General features: G+C 61.7%; 15 protein-coding genes and 1 pseudogene. 8 read left to right on the top strand and 8 right to left on the bottom strand.

Annotated elements, in window-relative coordinates:
* Nucleotides 1-46: 46 nt before the first annotated feature.
* Complete coding sequence (gene dksA / locus L904_RS12000) at nucleotides 47-466, bottom strand: RNA polymerase-binding protein DksA (RefSeq protein WP_003496274.1); 420 nt, start codon at nucleotides 464-466, stop codon at nucleotides 47-49.
* Nucleotides 467-768: 302 nt separating this feature from the next.
* On the opposite strand from dksA, the gene L904_RS12005 reads away from it, so the two are divergent.
* The 4 genes from L904_RS12005 to L904_RS12020 all read left to right on the top strand — a co-directional run bounded on the left by L904_RS12005 (nucleotide 769) and on the right by L904_RS12020 (nucleotide 4619).
* Nucleotides 769-1245, top strand: a complete 477-nt coding sequence (locus L904_RS12005; RefSeq protein WP_051671851.1) for a histidine phosphatase family protein — start codon at nucleotides 769-771, stop codon at nucleotides 1243-1245.
* 129 nt (nucleotides 1246-1374) lie between these two features.
* On the top strand, nucleotides 1375-2853 hold the full coding sequence (locus L904_RS12010) for a YcjX family protein (protein ID WP_020810821.1): 1479 nt from the start codon (nucleotides 1375-1377) through the stop codon (nucleotides 2851-2853).
* Nucleotides 2850-3929, top strand: coding sequence for a YcjF family protein (locus L904_RS12015; protein WP_020810822.1), 1080 nt, complete (start codon nucleotides 2850-2852; stop codon nucleotides 3927-3929). Before L904_RS12010 ends, L904_RS12015 begins: the two co-directional genes overlap by 4 nt.
* Before the next feature lie 129 nt (nucleotides 3930-4058).
* Nucleotides 4059-4619 carry a hypothetical protein gene (locus L904_RS12020; RefSeq protein WP_020810823.1) on the top strand — a complete coding sequence of 187 codons (561 nt, stop codon included), beginning with the start codon at nucleotides 4059-4061 and terminating at the stop codon, nucleotides 4617-4619.
* Nucleotides 4620-4633: 14 nt separating this feature from the next.
* Here L904_RS12020 and folK read toward each other — a convergent pair whose 3' ends face one another.
* The 3 genes from folK to folP all read right to left on the bottom strand — a co-directional run bounded on the left by folK (nucleotide 4634) and on the right by folP (nucleotide 6382).
* The gene (gene folK, locus L904_RS12025; protein ID WP_020810824.1) at nucleotides 4634-5149 is read right to left on the bottom strand and encodes a 2-amino-4-hydroxy-6-hydroxymethyldihydropteridine diphosphokinase; all 516 of its coding nucleotides are present in this window, start codon (nucleotides 5147-5149) and stop codon (nucleotides 4634-4636) included.
* A gap of 4 nt (nucleotides 5150-5153) precedes the next feature.
* On the bottom strand, nucleotides 5154-5519 hold the full coding sequence (gene folB / locus L904_RS12030; RefSeq protein WP_003502532.1) for a dihydroneopterin aldolase: 366 nt from the start codon (nucleotides 5517-5519) through the stop codon (nucleotides 5154-5156).
* Between the two features lie 77 nt (nucleotides 5520-5596).
* Nucleotides 5597-6382: a dihydropteroate synthase gene (gene folP, locus L904_RS12035; RefSeq protein ID WP_080657558.1), complete on the bottom strand. Its 786-nt coding sequence runs from the start codon at nucleotides 6380-6382 to the stop codon at nucleotides 5597-5599.
* A 179-nt stretch (nucleotides 6383-6561) separates the two neighbouring features.
* Between folP and L904_RS12040 the strand changes: the two genes are divergently transcribed.
* Nucleotides 6562-7188, top strand: coding sequence for a DUF922 domain-containing Zn-dependent protease (locus tag L904_RS12040; RefSeq protein ID WP_020810826.1), 627 nt, complete (start codon nucleotides 6562-6564; stop codon nucleotides 7186-7188).
* A gap of 309 nt (nucleotides 7189-7497) precedes the next feature.
* Here L904_RS12040 and L904_RS12045 read toward each other — a convergent pair whose 3' ends face one another.
* Both L904_RS12045 and L904_RS12050 read right to left on the bottom strand, forming a co-directional pair.
* Complete coding sequence (locus tag L904_RS12045) at nucleotides 7498-7818, bottom strand: 2Fe-2S iron-sulfur cluster-binding protein (protein ID WP_003502527.1); 321 nt, start codon at nucleotides 7816-7818, stop codon at nucleotides 7498-7500.
* A 130-nt stretch (nucleotides 7819-7948) separates the two neighbouring features.
* Nucleotides 7949-8317 carry an Hpt domain-containing protein gene (locus L904_RS12050; protein WP_020810827.1) on the bottom strand — a complete coding sequence of 123 codons (369 nt, stop codon included), beginning with the start codon at nucleotides 8315-8317 and terminating at the stop codon, nucleotides 7949-7951.
* A 479-nt stretch (nucleotides 8318-8796) separates the two neighbouring features.
* On the opposite strand from L904_RS12050, the pseudogene L904_RS12055 reads away from it, so the two are divergent.
* A pseudogene (locus L904_RS12055) lies at nucleotides 8797-15149 on the top strand (hypothetical protein).
* A gap of 113 nt (nucleotides 15150-15262) precedes the next feature.
* Here the strand turns inward: L904_RS12055 and L904_RS12060 are convergent.
* The gene (locus L904_RS12060) at nucleotides 15263-16180 is read right to left on the bottom strand and encodes a PhzF family phenazine biosynthesis protein (RefSeq protein WP_020810265.1); all 918 of its coding nucleotides are present in this window, start codon (nucleotides 16178-16180) and stop codon (nucleotides 15263-15265) included.
* Between the two features lie 303 nt (nucleotides 16181-16483).
* On the opposite strand from L904_RS12060, the gene L904_RS12065 reads away from it, so the two are divergent.
* Together L904_RS12065 and L904_RS12070 are read left to right on the top strand one after the other, a co-directional pair.
* Entirely contained in the window at nucleotides 16484-17257 is a 774-nt protein-coding gene (locus L904_RS12065; RefSeq protein ID WP_020810264.1) for an NAD kinase, read from the top strand.
* A 21-nt stretch (nucleotides 17258-17278) separates the two neighbouring features.
* A complete protein-coding gene (locus tag L904_RS12070) occupies nucleotides 17279-17779 on the top strand; it encodes a hypothetical protein (protein ID WP_031233881.1) in 501 nt (166 codons plus the stop codon).
* A 27-nt stretch (nucleotides 17780-17806) separates the two neighbouring features.
* Here L904_RS12070 and L904_RS12075 read toward each other — a convergent pair whose 3' ends face one another.
* Nucleotides 17807-18277: a cysteine hydrolase family protein gene (locus L904_RS12075; protein WP_020810262.1), complete on the bottom strand. Its 471-nt coding sequence runs from the start codon at nucleotides 18275-18277 to the stop codon at nucleotides 17807-17809.
* Nucleotides 18278-18335 lie beyond the last annotated feature (58 nt).

The raw sequence follows: 18335 nt of genomic DNA on the forward strand, positions 1-18335 counted from the left end.
CCTCATTATTTGTCATGCGATTTGCCGACCTGCTGGCCGCAGCGCCTTACTCGTCGCGATAGACTTTTTCGCGACGCTCGTGACGCTCCTGCGCCTCGATGGAGAGCGTTGCAATCGGGCGGGCGTCCAGACGCTTGAGGCCGATAGGCTCGCCCGTTTCCTCACAGTAACCGTAAGTACCGTCTTCGATCCGCTGAAGAGCTGCATCGATCTTTGAAATCAGCTTGCGCTGACGGTCGCGGGCGCGAAGTTCGATCGCCCGGTCCGTTTCGGAAGAAGCCCGATCGGCGAGATCGGGGTGGTTGGCGCTTTCTTCGGCGAGATGTCCGAGGGTCTCGCGCGCTTCTCTCAGGATGTCATTTTTCCAGGCGACCAGCTTCGCGCGGAAGTAAGCCCGCTGGCTGGCATTCATGAACTCATCGTCTTCCGAGAGCACATATTTGCTAAGATCGATCTTCTCACTCAACGCGATTCTCCTCGAAGAACATCTCAATGCGGCGGTGTATACTCCAATGATAGTGGCCGATTCAAGTCTGCAGATCAGTTTTCAGGCATTTTTAAAACTGACACAAAAATCATCTAAATGACTAATTTTTATCCTTTATTCGTATTGAAGCGAACTCTTCTTCAATCACTTCAACGCGACTTACCAACAGGAAAGAGGACTTGCGGTCCTGCAACCCTATCCTGTAGCATTCAACCCGTGCCCTGACATTCGAACGCCGGTCCCCGCCCTTGACAGCATCTTCCCCGAGCCGAGTTTATCTTCTGCGCCACGCCAAGGCCGCCTGGGCGGCGCCGGGAGAACGGGATTTCGACCGGGGATTGAACGAATCCGGTTTTGCCGAGGCGGAGGTCATCGCCGACCTTGCCGCCGACCGGCATTACCGCCCCGATCTGCTTCTGTCATCCACGGCCGCGCGCTGCCGGCAGACCACGCAGGCCTGGCAGCGTGCCTTCAACGAAGGCATAGACATCTTCTACGTCGATGAGATGTATAATGCGCGCAGCGAAACCTACCTTTCCCTCATCGCCGCGCAGGCGCAGGCGCAATCGGTGATGCTGGTGGGCCACAACCCCACCATGGAGGCGACGCTGGAAGCGATGATCGGCGAAGATTTGCTGCATGCCGCCCTGCCCGCGGGCTTTCCGACATCGGGGCTTGCGGTTCTCGACCACGACGAGAACGCCGCAAACGGTAAAAACAGCTGGCGGCTGGTCGATTTTCTCGCGCCGGGCAAATAATCGCTACAGCGCTTCGTAAGAATTTTGCAAAGCCGCCCTGCTGAAAATCCGCTGGAGCGCTTCTTTTTTGGGCAGCCATACCTTCCTATATTGCAGCCGTGACCGTTAAACACAGCCAGGAAACTGCCATTGCCGCCTTATCTTACGTCCCTGACAGACAGCGCGCTTATCGCATTCGATAATCTGGCCGACCGTGCGAGCAACCTCACCCACCCGACATTGCGGCTTGGCGTCACCGGCCTTTCACGGGCGGGCAAGACGGTTTTCATCTCTTCCCTCGTCCACAATCTTCTGAATGGCGGCCGGCTGCCGCTGTTCGAGGCGATGCGGTCCGGACGCGTCTCGAATGTGCGGCTGGAGCCACAGCCGGATGACGCCATTCCCCGTTTTCAATATGAGGATCATATTCAGGCGCTGGTGCGCGACCGGCTGTGGCCGGATTCGACAAGGGCGATCTCGGAACTCAGGATAACGCTGGATTATCAGAGCGCCAGCGGCTGGGGCCGATGGTTTTCGGCCGGCAAGCTTTCCATCGATATTGTCGATTATCCCGGCGAATGGCTGCTCGACCTGCCGCTTCTGTCGCAGGACTATAAACAGTTCAGCGACGCGACCGTCGCGCTCGCCGGAAGCGGCATCCGCGCCGAACTTGCGCAGGAATGGCTGGCGATCGCCTCTTCTCTCGACATCAACGCACCGGCCGATGAGATGACGGCCCGACGTCTGGCCGAAAGTTTCGCAGCCTATCTGAAGGCCTGTAAATCCGACGAAAGATCACTCTCGACCCTGCCGCCCGGCCGTTTCCTGATGCCCGGCGATCTGGAAGGATCGCCCGCGCTGACCTTCGCGCCCCTTCCCGGCCTGACGGATGAGAAAGCGCCGAAAGGCTCGCTGCGCGCCATGATGGAACGGCGCTATGACGCCTACAAGTCGATTGTGGTCAAACCCTTCTTCCGCGAGCATTTCGCCCGCCTCGACCGGCAGATCGTTCTGATCGACACGTTGCAGGCGGTCAATCGCGGCCCTGAAGCCGTGCAGGATTTGGAGCGGGCGCTGGGCGACGTTCTCGCCTGTTTCCGCCCCGGCACCAACAGCCTGCTGTCGTCGCTGATCGGCCGGCGTATCGACAAGGTGCTGATCGCCGCCACCAAGGCCGATCACCTGCATCACGAAAGCCACGACCGGCTGGAGCGGCTGACCCGCCGTCTGGTGGACCGCGCCATCACCACCATCGGCATGAATGGCGCCGGCATCGAGGTCATGGCGCTCGCTTCCGTGCGCGCCACCAGAGAGGCAAGCGTGCGACAGGATGGCCACGAGCTGCCCGTTATCGTCGGCACGCCCATGGCCGGTGAAACCATCAATGGCGAGACCTTCGACGGCAATCGCAAGACGGCGATCTTTCCCGGCGATCTGCCTGAAGATCCCGAGCCGCTTTTCCGCAGCATCGACAGGGATGGCGACAAGGCGTCGCTGCCGGACGTCAATGTCGTGCGCTTCCGTCCGCCGAACATAGATGAGCCGGGCAGCGGCGGCATCAGGCTTTCCGTTCCCCATATCAGGCTCGACCGCGCCATGCAGTTCCTGTTCGGAGACAAGCTCGCATGAAGCTTCCCACACAAAACGATCCGCAGGCGCGCCGCCCGGCCGCTTTCACGCTTGAAACCGAAGAGACGGCACGACCGTCCGCCGCACAGAAACGCGCGCCGCGCAGCTTCGACGCCGAGATTTCGCTGACGCCCGACGAGGACGATCCGTTTCTGGCGCCTGAGGAGATCGATGCCGCGGCGCTGCCGGTGGCGTCTCCGAAGAAAAGCCGCTTCTCCTTCGGCAAGCTTGCGCTCGGCGCGCTTGGCGTCTTGTTCTCGCTTGCCTTCGGGCTCTGGGCGGATCAGCTCATCCGCAACCTGTTCTCCCGTTCCGACTGGCTGGGTTACACGGCCACTACCGCTCTTATTGTAGCGCTTTTCGCCGTTCTCGTTCTCGTCGGCCGGGAAGTCTTCGGCATCATGCGGCTCAATGCCGTGCAGTCTCTCAAGGCGGACGCTGAAACAGCGAGCCTCGACAAGAGCCCCAAACCCGCACGCGCCATCGTCACCCGCCTGAATGCCGTTCTCTCCCATCGGGCCGAAACGGCCAAGGGGCGTGCGGCGCTGAAGGAAACCGAAAACGATGTGATCGACGGCCCGCATCTGATCGAGCTTGCCGAACGTGAGTTGCTCGTGCCGCTCGACAGGCAGGCCCGCGCCCTCATTCTCAATTCGTCCAAGCGCGTCTCCGTCGTCACCGCCGTCAGCCCGCGCGCGGTGGTCGATCTCGCTTATGTGCTGTTTGAAGTGACGCGGCTGGTGCGCGCCATGGCGGAGCTTTATGGCGGCCGCCCCGGCACGCTCGGCATGCTGAAGCTCCTGCGCGATGTCGTCGCCCATCTTGCCGTCACGGGCTCGATCGCCGTTGGCGACGGGCTCGCCCAGCAGGTTCTTGGCCATGGTCTTGCCTCGAAACTCTCGGCGCGACTCGGCGAAGGTGTCATCAACGGCCTGATGACGGCGCGAATCGGCATTGCCGCGATGGATCTGTGCCGTCCGCTGCCGTTCAGGGCGGTGAAGCGGCCGGGGATCGGCGATTTCATGTCCGACCTCACACCCGATTTAAGCGGTGGAAAAACCGGTGAAAAAGCCTGATTGCTCCGGCTTGGGCGGTTCAAAAGGTTACGAACGAAGCCGCAAATGAGAGCAAAATAAACCAAGCATTAACCATTCCGCCGGTAGATTGCAGCCTATCGAACAGGCATCTTCGCCGGGGAAAGTATCATGTATTCGCGCTTCTTTTCGCTTGTGGGCGGGCTTGCCGCCATATTGTCCGTCAGCGGCGGTTTCGGCATGTCTGACGTCCATGCGGCATCGCGCGATCGCGACGACGTGTTCTTCCGCTCCGTGGCCGGTGTCTGGAAAGGCCCGGGCGAAATCGTCGCCGGTAAATACAAGGGCACGAAATTCACCTGCGATCTGACGGGCGAGCCGCTCGACGACAAGCAGACCGGCATCAAGCTCGGCGGCACCTGCCGCGTCGGCGTCTTCAGCCAGCCCATGTCCGCCGTCATCAGCCAGAAGGGCAACTCTTACGAGGGCAAATTCCTCGACGGTGCCGAAGGCAAGGGACTGGACATCACCTCCGGACAGGTCAGCGGCGACAAGGTCGTCGTCGGCATTAACCGCGCCAAGCTCAACGGTGCGATGGTCGCCCGCGTCTCGGACGACAATTCGATGAACATCACCATTTCGGTCAAGGTCGCCGACCAGATGATCCCGGTCATCGGCGTGACGCTGGCGCGCGATATCGACCAGCTCGCCGTCGGTTCGATCAAGCCGTAAAAGCCATACTCTTCTCAGCCATCGCCAAGCGGGAGTGTCCACCACTCCCGTTTTTCATTTGCGCTGATAATGCCGGTCTTGTCCGCCTGCTGAAGCCATTGCCGCACGGGCTTGCCCTTTACCTCAAGGTCGGGCGCGATATCGGCAAGCGGCATCAGCACGAAAGCGCGCTCCGTCATGCGCGGATGCGGCACCTCGATGCTTTCCGTAACGAGAGACTCATTCCCATAGGTGAGCACATCGATATCGATGGTGCGCGGACCCCAGCGCTCCGTGCGCACCCGCTTCATGCCCTTTTCGATGTCGAGGCATAGCTGCAGCAGCGCAGGCGCTGAAAGCGAGGTTTCGACCAAGGCGCAGCAATTGAAGAAATCCGCCTGATCGGTCTTGCCCCAAGGCGGCGTGCGGTAAAGGCCGGACACGGCCAGCAGGCGGCAATCGTGACGCGCATCGAGTTCGCGCAGCGCCCTTGCCATGGCGGCGGCAGGATCGCCGATATTGCCGCCGAGCCCCAAGGCGGCGACGGTCATCTTTTCAGGCGCGGTGTTCAACGCTCACCTGTGCATAATCGAGAATGCCGGGAACCGGTGCCGAGGGTTTGCGTACCGTGATCCTGAGCCAGACGATCTGCGGATAACGGGCGCGCAGCGCCTTGGCGATGTCGTTCGCCAGCGCCTCGATGAGATAACGGCGCTGGCCGACGACGATTTTTTCGATGACGGCGAAAGCCACGCCATAATCGACGGTGTTTTCGATATCGTCGGTTTCCAGCGCATCACCCGCCTCGACTTCCATCTCGGCATCGACGAAAAAGCGCTGGCCCAGCACCTCCTCCTGCTCGAGAAGACCATGACGGGCGAAAAAAGAACAGTTTTTCAGGATAATGGTATAGCGGCTCATCGCATCGCCTCCATGGCAGGACTGTTTCGCCAAAAAGCCCGCCACCTTCGGGACACGGCTTACCGGCACTCGTTGATCTACGCATCGGCCTTTGCCGACGCTTTGGCAAGAACCGCATCGGCGATTGCCAGCGCATCGCGGGTTGCGGCGACATTGTGCACACGAAAAATCGAAGCGCCGGCAAGCCTCAGGATCGCGGTGGTCGCAGCCGTTCCGATATCGCGTTCACGGGCCTCATCCCGGCCCGTCAGCGACCCGATGAAACGCTTGCGCGACGTACCGGCCAGAACCGGCAGGCCGAAAGCGGCAAGTTCGCCGAAACGCGCCATCAGCGCGACATTTTCGCTCTCGTCCTTGGCGAAACCGAAACCGGGATCGAGCACGACGGCGTCACGGGCAATACCCGCATCCTCGGCGATCTCCAGCGAGCGATTGAGAAATTCGAGCTGGTCGGCGATGACATCGGCAAGCTTCTGCCGGTCGCGGCCGGTATGCATGATGCACACGCCGGCGCGGGTGGCGGCGACCACGCCCGCCATCTCCGCGTCTTTCTGCAGGCCGAAGACGTCATTGACGATATGTGCGCCCGCCCCGACCGCCAGCCGCGCTGTCGAGGCGCGATAGGTATCGACGGAAATCAGCACATCCGTCTCGCGGCGCAATTTTTCGATGACGGGAAGGACCCGGTCCTGTTCCTCGGCTTCCGTTACTGCGGCCGCTCCCGGCCGGGTGGATTCGCCGCCGATATCGATGATGTCAGCGCCCTCCTCCACACAGGTCAGCGCATGGGAAAAAGCCGCATCGACGGCGAGATAACGGCCGCCATCGGAAAAGGAATCGGGCGTTGCATTGACGATGGCCATAATACGGCCACGCCCATCAAGTTTCAGGGAGCGGCCATGGGCCGCTTGCCACGCGTTGCTGCCGGCTGTTATCACGTAACACACGCCTTTCGGGAATAACGGAGTGTTATGCCAATTCTTATAAGTTCCGCTCCGCCTATGCAGCAAACCTTTTTCAAGTTCAACCGGAAGGCCGGGTCATGACCAAATCATCACGTGCTCTTTGCGCCGCTTTAGCGGCGGCAGTGGCACTTTCCCTACCCGGATCGGCTTTTTCCGAAACCATCGTCCGCAAGACCTATTCCTATTTTTCGATCAGCGGCAAGACCGCCGCCGACCTCGACCAGCAGCTTTCCAGGCACGGCCCGCTGACACGCAATACCGGCGCGCGCCATCCCGGCGCCACCGAAATCAAATTCGGCGGCGAACTCACTTATGTCGAGAAAAACGGCCTTTGCAGCGTCGGAACGGCCAAAGTGGTGCTGAATACCCGCATCCTCCTGCCGCAATGGAAAAACCGCCGCCGCACCACGGCGGAACTGGCCTTCATCTGGGATACGCTACTTGCCGATATCAAGCGCCACGAGGAGCGCCACGCGGAAATCGCCCGCACCCATGCCCGCTCGCTTGAAAGACAGCTGACGTCGCTTCGCCCGCAGAAAAGCTGCGAGACGCTGCAGGAAATGGTCGGCAAGATCACCCAGACGGTGATGGACGAACACGACCGCGATCAGTTGCGCTTCGATGTGGTGGAATCGAAAAATTTCGATGCCCGCATGACACGGCTTTTGAAGAACCGGCTAGAGCAGGGCCAGAACCGCCGCTGACGGTCGCTGGACGTACCTCCCCCAAATCAAAACGAACAACACGGGACATGCCGTAACGTCATGTCCGATATCACCCGTGAATTCTCGTCATGGTGCGGCCGGCAAGACTCATTGTAGCTTGTTCACACGGTTTGAAATGGTTGCGGCCTACGGCGGTCCGACGGTTGCAACCGTCTCCGGTTCTCCCGGTGCGCGCTTGAGGGCTCGCAGGTGTTTCCTCCCTCGCCTGCATGCTGCGTACCCGCCTCGCCCCGCTCCCCGCTACCAGGTGAGCGGGGCTTTTTCTGCGTTTAGCAATGACGAAAGATTTCAGCCCTGACGTTCGGGAACATGAACGACGAGACCATCGAGCTCGTCGTTCATCTTGATCTGACAGGAAAGGCGCGAGGTGGGGCGCACGTCGAAGGCGAAGTCCAGCATGTCCTCTTCCATCGGTTCCGGTCCGCCGACACGCTCCGCCCAGGCGTCGTCGACATAGACATGACAGGTCGCACAGGCACAGGCGCCGCCGCATTCCGCATCGATGCCGGGAATGGAGTTGCGCACCGCATTCTCCATGACGGTAGAGCCATTGCTCACGTCGAGTTCATGGGGCGTGCCGTCAAAGGCAACGATGGTCAGTTTTGTCATGCCGGAAATCCAAAATGTGATCTAAGAACTGTTCTAAACACATAGAAAGGCCGGTCCGCCTTGGCAACCCGCTTCAAGGGCGCGCAGACGCAACCGGCCTTGCAAAATGACAAATTTGATGCGTTACGCCTCAGCGGCAGAGCTTGAGGATGAAATTTTCGGCTTCGACGATGGTTGCCGCGAGTTTTGCTATCGCCGCGCTGTCATTGCCCTTATCCTCCACCACGGCTGCGGCTGCAGAAACGGCCGAGGCGCCGACGGCCTGCGCAGACCCCTTCAAACGATGGGCCGTCGCCATGACGGCCTTGTCGTCGGCGCCTGCCATTTCATGCAGGGCGGCGCGGGCGTTGCGGCTGAAGAGTTGCAGCACTTCGATCTCCAGATCCTTGTCGCCCATCGTCTGCCGGGCGAGATGATCGAAATCGATCGGTTTTTTACCGGCGGCGGGCGCACCGCCGCAATTGTCGGGAGCTTCGAAAGCAATACTGACCGCTGCCATGGCTGAAATTCCTGTCTCACCGTTTCCTGTTTCGTGTCACATCTGTGTCGTATTCACGCATCCGGGTCGCTGCTATCGGCTTAAATTACGGCGTGACGCGGGCGAAAATCTTCTGCTATGGTTAATTTATGTTAAACTTATGCGAAACAAGGCGTTCAGCGTGAAACTCAGGTTTAAAAACTGTTAAAAAGCCGACACTTCGCCACCGCCGCAAATCCGCATTAATTGTTTCGAACACCTAAATGTGTCACTACGGTACTGCCGTTCCCACGAGGCTTAAGCTCAAGCTTTGTTATTGCGGCACAGTGATGTAATTTCGCCCGAAAGCTGGACCACCAGCAATTCGGGATTTGGTAAATGGCGGAATTGTTCTCTCTTCAAGGGATAATGTTCCGCTGGCATGATGGCGGCAGTCCGCTTGCGGAACGCAAGTGGTCAACGGCATGAAGCCGGGCGTATGTGTAACGAGGCGTAACCGCATGGCGAATAACAAGATCAGCGACTCTGTCGACGAGACTGCATTTCAGGCGTTGGAAGACGCCCTGCAGCTTGGCGCTTTCGAAGAAAAGCCGGAGACGCGGAAAACTGCAGCGCCGAAGCAGCCGGAGGCCAGATTGAAGGAAGCAAGCAGACAGACCCCTGCTCCCGAGGCCGCCCGCGCGCCCGCAGAACAGACGCCCAGATCGCCCAATCTCGAAGCGGCCAATGACGGCTCCAAGCGCAGCCCGGCCATGATCCTGAAATCGCTGGAAGGCGGCTCCATCGGCGGCGCGCTGCGCAACGCCACGATCATGTCGGTCATCTGGGCGCTCGGCGGTCTTGGCATCGCACATCTTCTTTATGGCAACGCGCTGTGGAACATCGCCTCGCTGGCCGATCTCACCGCGATCCCCGGCCTGATGGCTATCGTCGTCGGCATCCTCGTTCCCATCATGCTGTTCTTCGCCTTTGCGATCATGATGGCGCGCGCCCGCGATCTGCGCAACGCCGCCCGCTCCATGGCCGAAGTCGCCCTTCGCCTTGCCGAGCCGGAAACGGTCGCGTCCGACCGCATCATGTCCGTCGGCCAGGCGGTTCGCCGTGAAGTCTCGGCCATGAATGACGGTATCGAGCGGACAATCGCCCGCGCGACGGAACTCGAAACCCTCGTGCATTCCGAGGTCAACGCGCTTGAGCGCAGCTATGCCGACAACGAATTGCGCGTGCGCAGCCTCGTGCAGGAACTGACCGCCGAGCGTGACGCCATCGTCAATCACGCCGAGCGCATCCGCTCCTCCATCGTCGGCGCCCAGGAACAGATCAAGGAAGAGCTTTCCATCGTCGGTGAAGAGCTCTCGATGCGGATCGCCACGACCGGCGAGGCTTTCGCCTCGATGATCGACACCCGCTCGGCCGCGCTTTTGGAAAAATCGCGCGCCTCGACCGAAGCGATGGGCAGCCTGATCGCCGCCAAGACGGAAAACCTGCTTCAGGCGCTGAGTTCCTCCGGCGCGACGCTGTCCAACGAATTCGACATGCGCCTGCACAACCTCACCTCGACGCTGGATGAGCGCGGTGAAGTCCTGCTCGAGCGTTTCGCGATCCATGCATCGACGCTGGATAGCGGTGCGGAAAGCCTCAATAGCGCGCTTGAAGAGCGCACCCGCCAGCTCAACGAAACGCTGTCCACGCGCACGCTCGAACTCAACCGCAATATCGACCGCGGCCAGCAGATCATCGGCGGTTCGCTGGATACCGTTCTCGACAAGCTGTCCACGACGCTTGAAGAAAAGGGTCTCTCCTTCCGCCAGAGCCTGCAGAGCACGGCGGACGATGCGATCATGGATCTCGATCTTCGCTCCGGCCTCTACGAAGAGCGGATGCAGGCGACGGTCGGCCAGGTCAACTCTGCCTTCGACGAGCATGTCGCGCAGTTCGCCAGCGCCTTCGACCAGCGCGCCGGCAGCCTCGACAGCAAGCTGATGGAAAGCCTCGCCCGCATCAACGAGACCGTTGCCGGCGGCTCCGAAGCGCTCGACACCATGCTGAGCGCCGGTCTGGAGCGCATCGGCACCACCATGACCGATCAATCGCTGGCGCTCGCAACCGCGCTCGGAACGGGTCAGGAAATGCTGGAAAGCGCCCTTGAAAGCCGGACGCAGGCCTTCAGCGACGCAATTGGCCAGCGTACCGCCGAAATCACCGATGCCTTCACCAGTTCGCACGAGAAGATCGACGCCGTGCTGGCGGAACGCAGCAATGCCCTGTTCGGCGCGCTTTCGGCCAGCCAGAACCGTTTCGACGAAGCGCTCGCCAGCCGTTCGATGGCGATTACCGGCTCCGTCTCCGGCACGGCCGAACGTCTCGCCGCCATGCTCGACGAACGTGCCGCCGCGATCAACAACGTCGTCGCCGATGTCGAGCGCCGTCTTGCCGAAACGCTCGAAACCCGGGCGGCGGCCATCACCGGCGCGGTTTCCGGCATCGAAGACCGCATTTCCGACACGCTGGAAAGCCGCACGGCTGCCCTGCATGACGTCGTCTCCGGCGCGGAGAGCCGTATCGCCGAAACCCTGGATGGTCGCACTGCCGCGCTTTCCAGCGCCATTTCCGGCGTCGAGGAACGCATCGCCGACACGATGGACAGCCGCACGCTGTCGCTCGACATGACCTTTGCCAATGTCGAGGAAAGACTTTCCGAGACGCTCGACAACCGCACCTCTGCCCTCACCGGCATTGTCGCAAGTGCTGAGGAAAAGATTGCCGGCGCGCTCGACAGCCGCACGGCCACCTTCGGAGACGTGGTCGCCGGTGCTGAAACCCGTATCGCGGAAACGCTGGACGGCCGCACCGCAGCCCTCAACGCCGTTGTCTCCGGTGCTGAAGAACGCATCGCCGATGCGCTCGACAGCCGTACCATGGCGCTCGACATGGCATTCTCCGGCGCGGAAGAAAAAATCACCGAAGCGCTCGACACCCGCACCGCAGCCCTTGGCGAACTGGTGGCCGGCGCCGAGACCCGCATCGCCGGGGCGCTCGACAGCCGAACCGAGTCGCTGAAGACCGTCGTTTCCGGCGCGGAAGAGCGGATCACCGACGTGCTCGACAGCCGCACCATGGCGCTCGACATGAGCTTCTCCGGTGTCGAGGAAAAGATCGCCGATATTCTCGACGGTCGCACCATAGCCCTGCACAATGCCGTTTCCGGTGTCGAAGACCGCATTGCCGGCGCGCTCGACAGCCGTACTGCGGCCCTGTCGGGCATCGTCTCCGGTGCGGAGGAGCGCATCGCAGACGCGCTCGACAGCCGCACCATGGCGCTCGACATGGCGATTTCCGGCGTCGAGGACCGTATTGCCGAGGCTATGGATGCCAGAGCATCGTCGCTTTCGCTTGCCGCAGCCGGTGTCGGCCAGCGCCTCGAAGCCACCGCATTCACGCTCGAAAACGCGCTTGCCAGCGGCCATGAGCGGCTCGAAACCATGCTCGGTTCGCAGGCTGAACGCATTGCCGGATCGCTGGAGCGCAATAGCGGCCTGATCGAGCAGAGCGTCTCGGGTGCGGCCAACCGCATCGAAAGCGTTGTCGAAGACGGCAGCACCCGTTTTGCCCAGACGGTGGAAGAAGGTGTGTCCCGCCTCGAAAGCAATCTGTCGCAATCGCATGAGGATATTCGCACCGCGCTCGATCAGCGCCAGGCGGATCTTGCCGCGACGCTCAGCTCCGCCACGACCCAGATGGGCGACATGCTCTCCGAACAGGCGATGATGATCGGCACCACGGTCGCCTCCAGCGCCAGCATGCTCGAACTGTCTCTCGAAACCCAGCAGGAAACGCTGCAGAAGGCGATCGACGGCAGCGCGCAGACGCTGGAAGAGCGCCTGCGCAACAGCGCCGGCGACATCGCCGTCAAGATCGGCGAAGCCGCCCGCGAAATCGGCGGCGCGACGGATGCCCTGTCCTTGAAAATCGAGACCTCCATCGGCAATGTCACCACCCGTCTCGACGAGACCGGCGCCCGTATCGAGACCTCGCTCGATACGCTGCAGGCACGCGTCGGCGGCGATCTGGCCAATGTAAACACCTCGATCGAGGATGCCGGCCGCCGCTTTGCCGAAGCGCTGGAAGACAAGACGGCTGTGTTCGCCCGCGCCAGCGACGAGGCGGCCGAGCGTATCACCGGCATTCTGGACGAACAGACCACGCGTGTCGCGGACACGTTCGAAAACCGGACCAGCCGTCTGGCAGAGACCTTCGAAACCGGCACTGCCCGCATCGATGAACGCCTCGGCACCATGGACCGGGCGTTGACCATCGGCCTTGAAAACGTCAACCGCACCATTGAAGGCAAGGCGAGCGATCTCGCCGTCAGCCTGCGCGGCGCGGTCACCTCCGCCACCCAGAGCATCGGCGAAGAAGCCGTGCGCTCCACCTCCCTTCTCGCCAAGTCCGGTTCCGAATTCGCCGAACAGGTGCAGGCGCAGAACGAGGCCTTCACCAAGGCCATCGAGGAACGCTCCGGCGAGATCGTCAACCGCATTTCGGATGCGCAGACGCGCCTTTCCGGTCAGGCCGCCGCCGTCGCCCAGACCTTCTCCGAGGCAGGCAACATCATCGTCAACAAGGTTGCCGAGGCTGAAGCCGTCGTCCGCTCTCAGGTCGGCGTCATTTCCGAGACGCTCACGGGTGTCGAATCCGCCCTCGACGCCCGCGGTGAATCCATCCGCTCGGCGCTGGACAACCGCACCCGCGAACTCAACTCGATGCTGGCCAGCCGCTCCGCCGAGCTTTCGCGCCTGATCGAGGAGAAAGCCAAGCCTGTCGTCGACGAATATGCCACCATCGGCCGCGAAGCCGCCGAAAAGATCGTTTCCGCAGCCCAGCAGAGTGCAGACCTTCTGTCGCAGAGTAACAGCGGCATGGTCGGGATGGTGGAACAGGCGATCAGCGATTATGCCGCTGCCGGAACGGATGCGGCAAGCAAGCTCGTCGCAGCCACCCGCCAGAGCACCGACATGCTGTCGGAAACGCATACGGCCATGGCGGACGCCGTCGAACAGGGCATCGACAAATATGCCCGCGCCGGCAGCGATGCGGCCAACAAGCTGGTGGCCGCCACCCGCCAGAGCACGGATATGCTGTCGCAGACCCATAACAGCATGGCGGAAATCGTCGAACAGTCGGCAACCAACTTCAACTCCGCTGTCGAGCGCGCCGCACAGGGCTTCGGCGCGGCAGACGAGGCATTGAACGCCTCGGCGACCCGCTTCTCCGAATCCGCCTCGCAGGCCGCCGACATGGTGTCCAGCTCCAGCCGTCTGCTCGAAGGAAAGATCGACCGCCTGTCGAATATTTCCGGCCAGACGCTGGCGCAGGTTGCCGGCATCGTCGGCCGTTTCGAGGAACATTCGAAGGTGCTGAGCCAGGCTTCCGAGCTCCTCAATGCCGCACAGTCGAGCCTCGTCGGCACGCTGGAGGAGCGCCAGGACGCGCTGCGCAGCCTGTCCGTCGGCCTCGTCAAGCGTTCCGAGGAAATCGAAAGCGCCATGCGCAACGTCATCGGCGTGGTGGAAACCACGCTCAACGAGGCCGAGGAGCGTTCGCAGAACGTTGCCGGCAATCTGCGCGACAATCTGCAGGCCTCCTTCTCCGATATCGGCCGTTCGCTCGATGAGACCGAACAGCGCGCCCGCTCGGCGGCACAGACCATGCGGGGCGCTCTGCTCTCCGCCGGTCAGGATGCCAGCCGCTCGATTGAAAGCACGCTCTCCGACGCGCAGAAATATTCCGACGAGCTGGTCAACCGCCTGCGTGGCGGTGTCGAATCCTCGCTTTCGGAAGTCGACAATCTTCTCGGCAGCGCCTCGGAAAAATCGAACGCCGCCGCAGCCAGCCTCAAGGAGACGCTGCGTCAGGCCGTGGAAGAAGCCGTCAGCCGCTTCGCCGGCGCGACGGACGAAATCCGCCGCTCCAGCCACGATATCCGTCGCGAACTGGATGCGACCCGTGCGGAACTGAAACGTGGCGCCTTCGACCTGCCGGAAGAGGCCAAGGAAAGCGCTGCCGCCATGCGTCGCGCCGTTTCCGAACAGATCAAGGCCCTGCAGGATATTTCCCAGCTCGTTGGTCGTTCGACCCACCAGATGGAAGTCTCCGAACCGGTTGCCCGCGCCATCGCCGCAACCCAGCCGGCGGCCGAGCGCCGTGTCGAGACGCGTCCGCAACCGGCAGCCCCGGCCCGGTTCAGCAGCAGCGCCCGGCCCAGCCGCAGCCTGCTCCCGCACCGGCCGCATTGCGCGGCACCCTGCCGCTTGAGAACCGTCAGGTCGAGAACCGTCAGGCGCCTGCCCCGGCCCAGCCGGGTGCTCCGGCCGGACGCCGCGAAGAAGGCGGCGGCTGGATCAGCGATTTGCTGCGCGGCGCATCGCAGGAAACGCCAGCGGCGTCCGCACCTCGCGCCGGCGCGGAACAGCAGCCGACCCGTGCCGCCGACACCCGCAATCCGCGCCACATGGTGGAATCGCTGAACTCGCTCTCGGTCGACATCGCCCGCGCCATCGATCACGACGCCTCCGTGGAGCTGTGGCGGCGTTACCAGCGCGGCGAGCGCGACGTCTTCACCCGTCGCCTCTATACGCTGAAGGGTCAGACGACCTTTGACGAAATCAAGCGTAAATATGAGCGGGAAGCGGAATTCCGCACCGCCGTGGACCGCTACATCACCGATTTCGAGAAGCTGCTTGCCGACGTGGCCCGCACCGATCGCGACCGGACCGTGACACAATCCTACCTCACCTCCGATACCGGCAAGGTCTATACGATGCTTGCCCATGCGGCGGGCCGGTTCAACTGAGCCGATTGACGCTGAAATGACAAAACCCCGGTCAAGACCGGGGTTTTTCTTTTGGCTCTGCTCGCTGTTTTATCGCTCTTCGACGACATCGAACTGAGCGGGTGACGCTGAAATCAAATCTCGAACGTGCCCGAGGCAACGCGCACCGCGTGGCCGCCGATGCGGGCGCGGGCGATTTCGCCGTCCTTGATGTCCATACGCAAATGGATATGGGACGGTCGTTCCATCTCCACGCCCTGCTCGATGAGCAGCGGATAATGGCCGTCGGTCAGGCCGTCGAAATGGTGGATGGCGCCGGAAAGGGCGGCGGCGGCGGAACCGGTGGCGGGGTCTTCCGAAATGCCCATATCCGGAGAGAACATGCGGGCGTGGAACTTCGCCGCGTGATTGACGCCGCCGCGACAGTAGATATAGGCCGCCGCCAGGCGTCCTTCGACCAGCGGCGCGGTGCGTAGCCACAGATTGGCATCGAAATCCATGTCCCTGATGGCGGCGATATTGTGCAGCGGTACGATGAGGAACGGTACCCCGGCCGTCCAGATCGACGGTACATGGTTTTCAAAGCCGAGATGCGCCTCGCTGACGCCCAACGCATCGGCAAGCGCGGTGTGATCGAGCGGTAGTTCCACGCGAGACGATTTGCGCGGCAGGTCGAATTCCGCGAAGCTGACCGCGCCGGCACGCATCTTCACCGCGCAACGCACCGGACCCACCTGCTCTTCCAGCACGCAGACCATATCGATATCGTCATCGCCCTCGCCGCGATTTCGCTCGGCGATGGCGACCGCCGCGCCGACTGTCGGATGGCCGGCGAAGGGCAATTCACCCGATGGCGTGAAGATGCGCAGCGAAGCCGCATGGGCCGGATTGCTGGACCGGTTGACGAAAACCGTCTCGGAGAGGTTCATTTCCCGCGCGATCGCTTGCATCGTGGCCTGGGGAAGATCGTCGGCGTCATACATGACCGCCAGCGGGTTTCCCGCCATTTTCGTCTCGGTAAAGACATCGTAGATATCGTAGTTCAGCGCCACATCCGTCTCCTGCCACTCGTCATTCCGACTGCCTTGGCAAACTGCATCAGGCCGTCCCGCATCGCAACCCTTGTCGGCGGGCGCAAATCAAGAAGCTGTGGACCGGAGCGGTGCGGTCCGCCGTCAGGGAACGCCTGCGTCTTCGAAAGGCCTTGTCGCCAGCCGCCGTCTTCATGTACCAAGGGTGCGTCTGGCGGCTTGTTATCGACCTTCCTGTCGAGGTTTAAAGATTTCGAGCCGCTTCAACGGGTTACAGCGCCTTGCGTGGACGGTTTCCGGTCTGCGCGTTGTCGAGGGAAGCGGATGTCGCATTCTACCTATTCACTGTCCTTCGTCGCCTCCGCAACCGAGGAGGCGCAGACGGCGCTGAAAGAGCTGAAAGGCATTTACGGCGATACGCCGTTCGAAGAGGCGGAAGTGATCGTCGCGCTCGGCGGCGATGGCTTCATGCTGCAGATTCTCAACGAAACGATGAATTCCGGCAAGCGGGTCTATGGCATGAACCGGGGGTCCGTCGGCTTCCTGATGAATGACTACCGGGTGGACGGCCTGCTGGAGCGCATCGCGGTGGCGAGCGGCAATGATTTCCATCCCCTGCGCATGACGACGACGGATTCCGACGGCGACGAGTTTACGGCACTCGCCATGAACGAGGTCAGCCTGTTTCGCCAGTCGCATCAGGCCGCCAAGCTTCGTGTGGAGGTGGACGGCAAGGTACGGTTGGAAGAATTGATCTGCGACGGCATGATGGTGGCGACCCCGGCAGGGTCGACAGCCTACAATTTCTCCGCCCATGGACCCATCCTGCCGCTGGAATCGCCGCTGCTTGCGCTCACCCCGGTCAGCGCTTTCCGCCCGCGGCGCTGGCGCGGCGCGCTTTTGCCGAATAAGGTAACGGTTGATATTCATGTTCTCGAACGCGACAAGCGCCCTGTGAATGCGGTGGCCGACCACACCGAGGTGAAATCCGTTCGTCACGTTCGGATCGCACAATCGCAGGACAGGACGGCCAGAATTCTCTCGGATCCGGATCGTTCATGGTCGGACCGGGTTCTCGCCGAACAGTTCAACAATTGACGCCCACAATCGACAATGGCCATGCAACTGACAAGACCTATCCTCGCTGCCTTTCTTTTCGCCGCCGCCGCGCTTCCCGCGCGGGCGCAGACGGAAGCGATTGACGCGCTGCCGGTTTCGGCGATCTTCGTCGTCAGCAGCGGCATGTGGGAAGATCGCAATCTTGAGCCGGTGAAAGGTCCCGACGGGCAGTTGCGGCCACCGCCTGCCTCGCCCACGCGCGGCTATTACAAGGTTATCGCCATCCGCCAGGGCGACGGCACGGCGAAAATCTACCTGCAACGCATCGTCTTTACCGCCGACGGGCCGAATCTCCTGGAAAATATCGAGCTGGAAGAATTCAACCAGATGAAGTCCTATGTCACGGATATTCGCCCCGAAAGCTCGAATGGCGCACCTGCCTCGCCCGGCCTGTTCGTGACCGTCTACCTGAAGACGGACCCGATAGCCAAGGAAGCGGAAAGCTGGACGATCCTGATCGACGAGCTGGGCGAGATGAAGATCGAGAAAGCGTCCAACTGATCGGCCCGATGCGCGGGCCGGGCAAGTTTACGCTTGCAGTGCCTCCGCCCCGGCAAGAACCGCACCGAAATGATGTTTCCACAATCTCGCCCCGAGTTCACCACTGCGGTCGAGACTGGAGCCCACCGTCAGCCACGGCAACAGCGTGGGATGCAGCCCCGCATCGAAGAGGGCAAAACCGGCGGCCAGCACGCAGGTATCGGCCTGAATGCCGCAGACCAGCACCCTGTCGAGTTTCAGCGACAGAAGATGGTCGATGACCTCCCGGGGTGGCGCATAGCCGTGTTTGATGAATATGCGATCTGCCGCAACAAGCGACTCGTCGTCCCTCCCAGGTTTCCAGCCGAGTTGCCGCTCAAAGGGTGTCACGCTTTCATCATGGCGCTCGACGGTGGCAATGCTGTGCATCGTCAGGGCGAGAGCGGATATTTCCGCCACCAGCGCAGCCGGCGGATTGAAGCTTGGCTGGACGTCGACGATATAGAGCGCCTGTTTCATGCTTGTCCTCCAACGAAAAACCCCTCGCAATGGGTTTGCGAGGGGTAATCTTTTCAAT

This window comes from Agrobacterium sp. LY4 (genome assembly GCF_001526585.1).
Classification (GTDB): Bacteria; Pseudomonadota; Alphaproteobacteria; order Rhizobiales; family Rhizobiaceae; genus Agrobacterium; species Agrobacterium leguminum.

What these genes read in the sequence shown, in the direction of transcription:
- L904_RS12015 (WP_020810822.1), top strand. Translation starts at nt 2,850, where the DNA reads ATGAAGCTTCCCACACAAAACGATCCGCAGGCGCGCCGCCCGGCCGCT.
- L904_RS12020 (WP_020810823.1), top strand. Translation starts at nt 4,059, where the DNA reads ATGTATTCGCGCTTCTTTTCGCTTGTGGGCGGGCTTGCCGCCATATTG.
- folK (WP_020810824.1), bottom strand. Translation starts at nt 5,149, where the DNA reads ATGACCGTCGCCGCCTTGGGGCTCGGCGGCAATATCGGCGATCCTGCC.
- folB (WP_003502532.1), bottom strand. Translation starts at nt 5,519, where the DNA reads ATGAGCCGCTATACCATTATCCTGAAAAACTGTTCTTTTTTCGCCCGT.
- folP (WP_080657558.1), bottom strand. Translation starts at nt 6,382, where the DNA reads ATGGCCATCGTCAATGCAACGCCCGATTCCTTTTCCGATGGCGGCCGT.
- L904_RS12040 (WP_020810826.1), top strand. Translation starts at nt 6,562, where the DNA reads ATGACCAAATCATCACGTGCTCTTTGCGCCGCTTTAGCGGCGGCAGTG.
- L904_RS12045 (WP_003502527.1), bottom strand. Translation starts at nt 7,818, where the DNA reads ATGACAAAACTGACCATCGTTGCCTTTGACGGCACGCCCCATGAACTC.
- L904_RS12050 (WP_020810827.1), bottom strand. Translation starts at nt 8,317, where the DNA reads ATGGCAGCGGTCAGTATTGCTTTCGAAGCTCCCGACAATTGCGGCGGT.
- L904_RS12065 (WP_020810264.1), top strand. Translation starts at nt 16,484, where the DNA reads ATGTCGCATTCTACCTATTCACTGTCCTTCGTCGCCTCCGCAACCGAG.
- L904_RS12070 (WP_031233881.1), top strand. Translation starts at nt 17,279, where the DNA reads ATGCAACTGACAAGACCTATCCTCGCTGCCTTTCTTTTCGCCGCCGCC.
- L904_RS12075 (WP_020810262.1), bottom strand. Translation starts at nt 18,277, where the DNA reads ATGAAACAGGCGCTCTATATCGTCGACGTCCAGCCAAGCTTCAATCCG.